Annotated in this window: 3 protein-coding genes; 2 read left to right on the top strand and 1 reads right to left on the bottom strand. The window is 72.1% G+C overall.

Annotated features, from left to right (window positions below; translation table 11 throughout):
• Positions 1-138: 138 nt before the first annotated feature.
• Positions 139-1,413, bottom strand: a complete 1,275-nt coding sequence (locus ACIWVC_RS10380) for a cation:proton antiporter (RefSeq protein ID WP_396454059.1) — start codon at positions 1,411-1,413, stop codon at positions 139-141.
• Between the two features lie 390 nt (positions 1,414-1,803).
• Here ACIWVC_RS10380 and ACIWVC_RS10375 point away from each other — a divergent pair, with 390 nt between their 5' ends.
• Positions 1,804-3,336: a Re/Si-specific NAD(P)(+) transhydrogenase subunit alpha gene (locus ACIWVC_RS10375; protein ID WP_396448815.1), complete on the top strand. Its 1,533-nt coding sequence runs from the start codon at positions 1,804-1,806 to the stop codon at positions 3,334-3,336.
• Between the two features lie 3 nt (positions 3,337-3,339).
• Complete coding sequence (pntB, locus tag ACIWVC_RS10370; RefSeq protein WP_396448816.1) at positions 3,340-4,782, top strand: Re/Si-specific NAD(P)(+) transhydrogenase subunit beta; 1,443 nt, start codon at positions 3,340-3,342, stop codon at positions 4,780-4,782.
• Positions 4,783-5,081 lie beyond the last annotated feature (299 nt).

The following is a 5,081-nucleotide window of genomic DNA, read 5'->3' as shown; positions in this document are numbered from 1 at the left end:
GGCCACGGCCGGGGGCACGACGACCGGGGCCGCCACCACGGCGGTCACCACGACGACTGAAGCCCGGACACGGACGCGCCGCCCACGGCCCCGCCCGTCCGCGAGGCCCGTGGGCGGCGCTCCGCCGCGTCGCCCTGGTCATTCCGGGCGCTCGTCGGCGTCCGCCGGTGGATCGGCCGTGTCCCGTGCCGGCGCGGCGCGGCGGGTCTTCCGCAGGCGTGCGCGGGCTCTGCCGTGCCAGGTCGGCACCTCGTGTTCGTCGTCGAAGCTGCGGGCGACGAGGATGTCGGTGGAGGAGTGCGCGAGGATCGACAGCGCGATGGTGGCGCCGACGAGATGGAAGATGTGGTCGCCGGCCGCGATCCCCGATTCAAGCACCAGCAGGCCGTACACGACCGAGGCGAAGCCCTTGGGCCCGAACCACATCACCGCGGCCTGCTCCCGCATCGTCAGCCGCGACCGCAGGAACGACACCCAGATCGCGACCGGCCGGGCGACCACCAGCGCCAGAACGGCGAAGGCCCAGCCCGCCCAGCCGACGTCCCCGAGGAACTCGGGCGACAGCAGCGCGCCGAACACCAGCAGCGCGGCGAGCTTGAGGAGTTCGGCGACCAGTTCGCCGAACTCCTCGAACGCCTCCCGGTGGCCGCGTCCCATGGTGGCGACGGTGACCCCGGCGGCGAAGGCGGCCAGGAACAGGTTGCCGTGCGTGGCCTGCGCCGTCGCCAGCACCAGCAGGCCGATCGCGACCGCGTTCAGCGGTTCGTACTTGGGGGCGATCGCGAACCAGCGGGTCCGCTCCAACATGATCGCCGCCCACGGGATCGCCACCCCGATGGCCAGCCCGCCGGCCAGTTCACCGGCCAGTTCGCCGAGGTGCAGGTCCTCCTCGCCTTGGGCGATGGCCAGGAACACCACCACGAACGGCAGGATGAGCCCGTCGTTGACCCCGGACTCGACGTTGAGCAGGTTCCTCAGCCGCGGCGGCACCTTCTCGTTGCCGACGAGCGCGGCGGCGAACACCGGGTCGGTCGGGGTGAGGACGGCCGCGATGAGCAGCGACTCCACCCAGCCCAGGCCCACCAGGTAGTGCGCGAAGACCGCGGTGATGCCCAGGGTGAGCGGGAGGCCCCAGCCCAGGGCGCGTCCGGGCAGCCGCCAGGCGTTGCGCAGGTCGTGCCAGCCGGCGTGCATGCCGTCGGTGAACAGGACCGCGAACAGTGCGAGTTCGGCCAGCCGGGAGACGATCGGGTCTCCGGGCCGGAGGGAGATCAGGTCGGTGACGCCGTCGCCGAGCAGGAAGCCGCCGACCAGGAACAGCGCCGCCGTCGACAGCACGGTGCGGTGCGCCAGGCTCGACACCAGGACCGCGAGCAGCAGCATGGCGGCGAAGGAGAGCAGCAGATCCGTCATGCGAGTCTTTCCAGGGTCGGCGGCAGCACTGCCGACCAGACTTCCCGGCTCACCCGGGCATGACCCTAACGGGTTTCGGGGGCGCTTTCCATGCCGGATCCCGCCGCGGGCGCGGCCGGCCTCGTCGTGGGCGGCCGTGCGCGCGGCGCAACCGGGCTGCGGCGTTCCCGCAGGACAGTGGGCAAGTGCCCAACTTTCGGAGCCAAGACTGGCACACAGTGCATAGCGGAAACGGTCCCGCTCGCGGCAGAATTAGCTTGATGCCGAGATACTTGGCGGTGTCCGCTCGTCCGCGTCCGGGCCGGCGGCGGGCGCCCCCCGGCGACCCGGCGCGATGCCACGTACTGCGCGCTCCCGGCGCTGACGCGGGAGAGATACGAGGTGGTTGTCATGATCGTTGGAGTTCTCAAGGAGGATTCGCCCGGCGAGCGGCGGGTGGCGGTGACACCGGACACCGTCACCAGACTGCAGAAGCTCGGATACGAGGTGATCGTCGAGTCCGGAGCCGGCGCGGGAGCCGGCTTCCCCGATGACCGGTATGAGGACGCGGGCGCCGCGATCGGCGACGCGGCGGCCTCGGACGTGGTCCTGTGCGTCACCCAGCCCTCACCCGCGCGGCTGGACGCCCTGCGGCCGGGCGCCACGCTGATCGGCCTGCTGAACCCCCGGTTCAGGCCGGACCTGGTGGAGGACCTCGCCCGGCGTCCCATCACGGCGCTGTCCCTGGACGCGGTTCCGCGCATCTCCCGGGCGCAGTCGTTCGACGTGCTCTCCTCGATGGCGAACATCGCCGGGTACCGCGCGGTGATCGAGGCCGCGCACGAGTTCGGGCGGTTCTTCACCGGCCAGGTGACCGCGGCGGGGAAGGTCCCGCCGGCGAAAGTGCTGGTCGCGGGGGCCGGCGTCGCCGGGCTCGCGGCGATCGGCGCGGCCGGCAGCCTGGGCGCGGTCGTCCGGGCCACCGACCCGCGCCCGGAGGTCGCCGACCAGGTGCGCTCGCTCGGCGGCGAGTACCTCGCCGTCGCCGAGGCCCAGCCGGACGACGCTCCGAGCACCGGCTACGCCAAGGAGATGTCGGACGACTACAACGTCCGCGCCGCCGCGCTGTACGCCGAGCAGTGCCGCGATGTCGACATCGTCATCACCACCGCGCTCATCCCCGGCAAGCCCGCGCCGAAGCTGATCACCGCCGAGATGGTGGCGACGATGCGGCCCGGATCGGTGATCGTCGACCTGGCCGCGGCCAACGGCGGCAACGTCGAGGGGACGGTCCCCGGCGAGCGGGTCGTCACCGACAACGGCGTGGTCATCCTCGGCTACACCGACCTGGCCGGGCGGCTGCCCGCGCAGGCGTCCCAGATGTACGGCACCAACCTGGCCAACCTGATACAGCTGATGACCCCGCAGCGGGACGGCCGGCTCGTCCTCGACTTCGACGACGTCGTGCAGCGCTCGATGACCGTCGTCCGCGAGGGGGAGCTCACCTGGCCGCCGCCCCCGGTGGCGGTGTCCGCGGCGCCGGCCGCCGTCGGGCCGGCGCGGCCGGAGCCCGCGGCGGAGGACCCGCCGGCCAGGAGGAACCCGGTGCCGCGCCGGGTCGGCGCCGCCGCCGCGGCCGCCGCGGTGTTCGGCCTGATCGCGGTCTCGCCGGCGGCGCTGCAGGTGCACCTGACGGTGTTCGCGCTGGCCATCGTGATCGGCTACTACGTGATCGGGAACGTCCACCACGCGCTGCACACCCCGCTGATGTCGGTGACCAACGCGATCTCCGGGATCATCGTGGTCGGCGCACTGGTGCAGATGGGCACGGGACACGCGGCGATCACCGCGCTCTCGCTCGCGGCGATCCTGCTCGCGAGCATCAACGTCTTCGGCGGATTCGCGGTCACCCGCCGCATGCTCGCCATGTTCATCAGGAGCTAGGCAATGACGGTCGCAACCGCCGCGACCGCGGCGTACATCGTCGCGGCGCTGTTCTTCATCCGCGCGCTGGCCGGGCTCTCCCGGCACGAATCCGCGCGCCTCGGCAACACCTACGGCATGCTCGGGATGGTCGTGGCGCTCGCCGCCACCATCGCCCTCACCATCGACGACGGCATCGACCTCCCCGCGTTCGGGCTGCTCGTGGCCGCGATCGCGGTCGGCGCGCTGATCGGCCTGCAGCGGGCCAGGTCGGTGGAGATGACCGCGATGCCGGAGCTCATCGCACTGCTGCACAGCTTCGTCGGGCTGGCCGCGGTCCTGGTCGGCTGGAGCGGCTACCTGCACGTCGAGCACCGTCCCGAGGGGACGGAGGCCGCCGCGCTCGCCCGCGAGGGCATGCTCGGAATCCACAGCGCCGAGGTCTTCATCGGCGTCCTCATCGGCGGCGTCACCTTCACCGGCTCCGTCGTGGCCTACGGCAAGCTGTCGGGCAGGCTGAAGTCCGCACCGCTGATGCTGCCGGGCAAGAACCTGCTCAACGTCGCGGCGCTCGCCGTGTTCGCCGCGCTCACGGTCGCCTTCGTCGCGGAGCCCCGGATGTGGCAGCTCGCCGCGGTCACCGCGCTGGCGCTCCTGCTCGGCTGGCACCTGGTCGCCTCCATCGGCGGCGGTGACATGCCGGTGGTGGTCTCCATGCTGAACAGCTACTCCGGGTGGGCGGCCGCCGCGTCCGGGTTCCTGCTCGGCAACGACCTCCTGATCATCGTGGGCGCGCTGGTGGGCTCCTCGGGCGCCTACCTGTCGGCCATCATGTGCCGGGCGATGAACCGCTCGTTCCTCTCGGTCATCGCCGGCGGGTTCGGCCTGGAGGCGCCCGCCGCGTCCGGCGCCGACCAGGGCCGACACCGGGAGATCACCGCGGCCGAGGCCGCCGAGGCGCTCACCGCGGCCTCCTCGGTGATCATCGTTCCCGGGTACGGCATGGCCGTCGCCCAGGCGCAGACCCCCGTCGCCGCGCTGACCGCGCGGCTGCGCGACCTCGGCGTCCAGGTCAGGTTCGGCATCCACCCGGTCGCCGGCCGCCTGCCCGGCCACATGAACGTGCTGCTCGCCGAGGCCAAGGTGCCCTACGACCTGGTGCTGGAGATGGACGAGATCAACGACGACTTCGCCGGCACCGACGTCGTCCTGGTGATCGGCGCCAACGACATCGTCAACCCGGCCGCCGAGGAGGACCCCGCGAGCCCGATCGCCGGCATGCCCGTCCTGGAGGTCTGGAACGCCCGGCAGGTCATCGTGTTCAAACGCTCCATGGCCACCGGGTACGCCGGCGTCCAGAACCCGCTCTTCTTCCGCGACAACACCCAGATGCTCTTCGGTGACGCCAAGGACCAGGTCGAAGGCATCCTCCGCAGCCTGGAACGCCTGACCCCGGTACCCGGCTGACCCTGGGAGCACCGACTCAGGATCGTCCCCAGGCTCGGCTGAGGGGTTCGCCGGCATCTCCTGCCACTTCATTGTCTAGCGCAGGCGGGGGCTTGCGGCAAGAGCCGGGTCGGCGGGCAGAATCGCTGCTCGCGCACCGGGAACCGGGGCGCGAAAGGGGGATTGGCATGCGGGTTCTGCTGTCGACGATCGGTTCGCGCGGCGAGGCCAGCCGATGATCGCTGTGGCGGGCTCCGCTCAACGTCCAGCGCCGGCGGCTCGGCCTCGAACCCGTCGCGGACGTGCGCTCCCACCTGTTC

The sequence above is a fragment of the Actinomadura sp. genome (genome assembly GCF_044508335.1).
Taxonomy (GTDB): domain Bacteria; phylum Actinomycetota; class Actinomycetes; order Streptosporangiales; family Streptosporangiaceae; genus Spirillospora.
The sequence above is the reverse complement of the archived record's forward strand: the minus strand, read 5'-3'. Positions and strand labels throughout refer to the sequence as shown.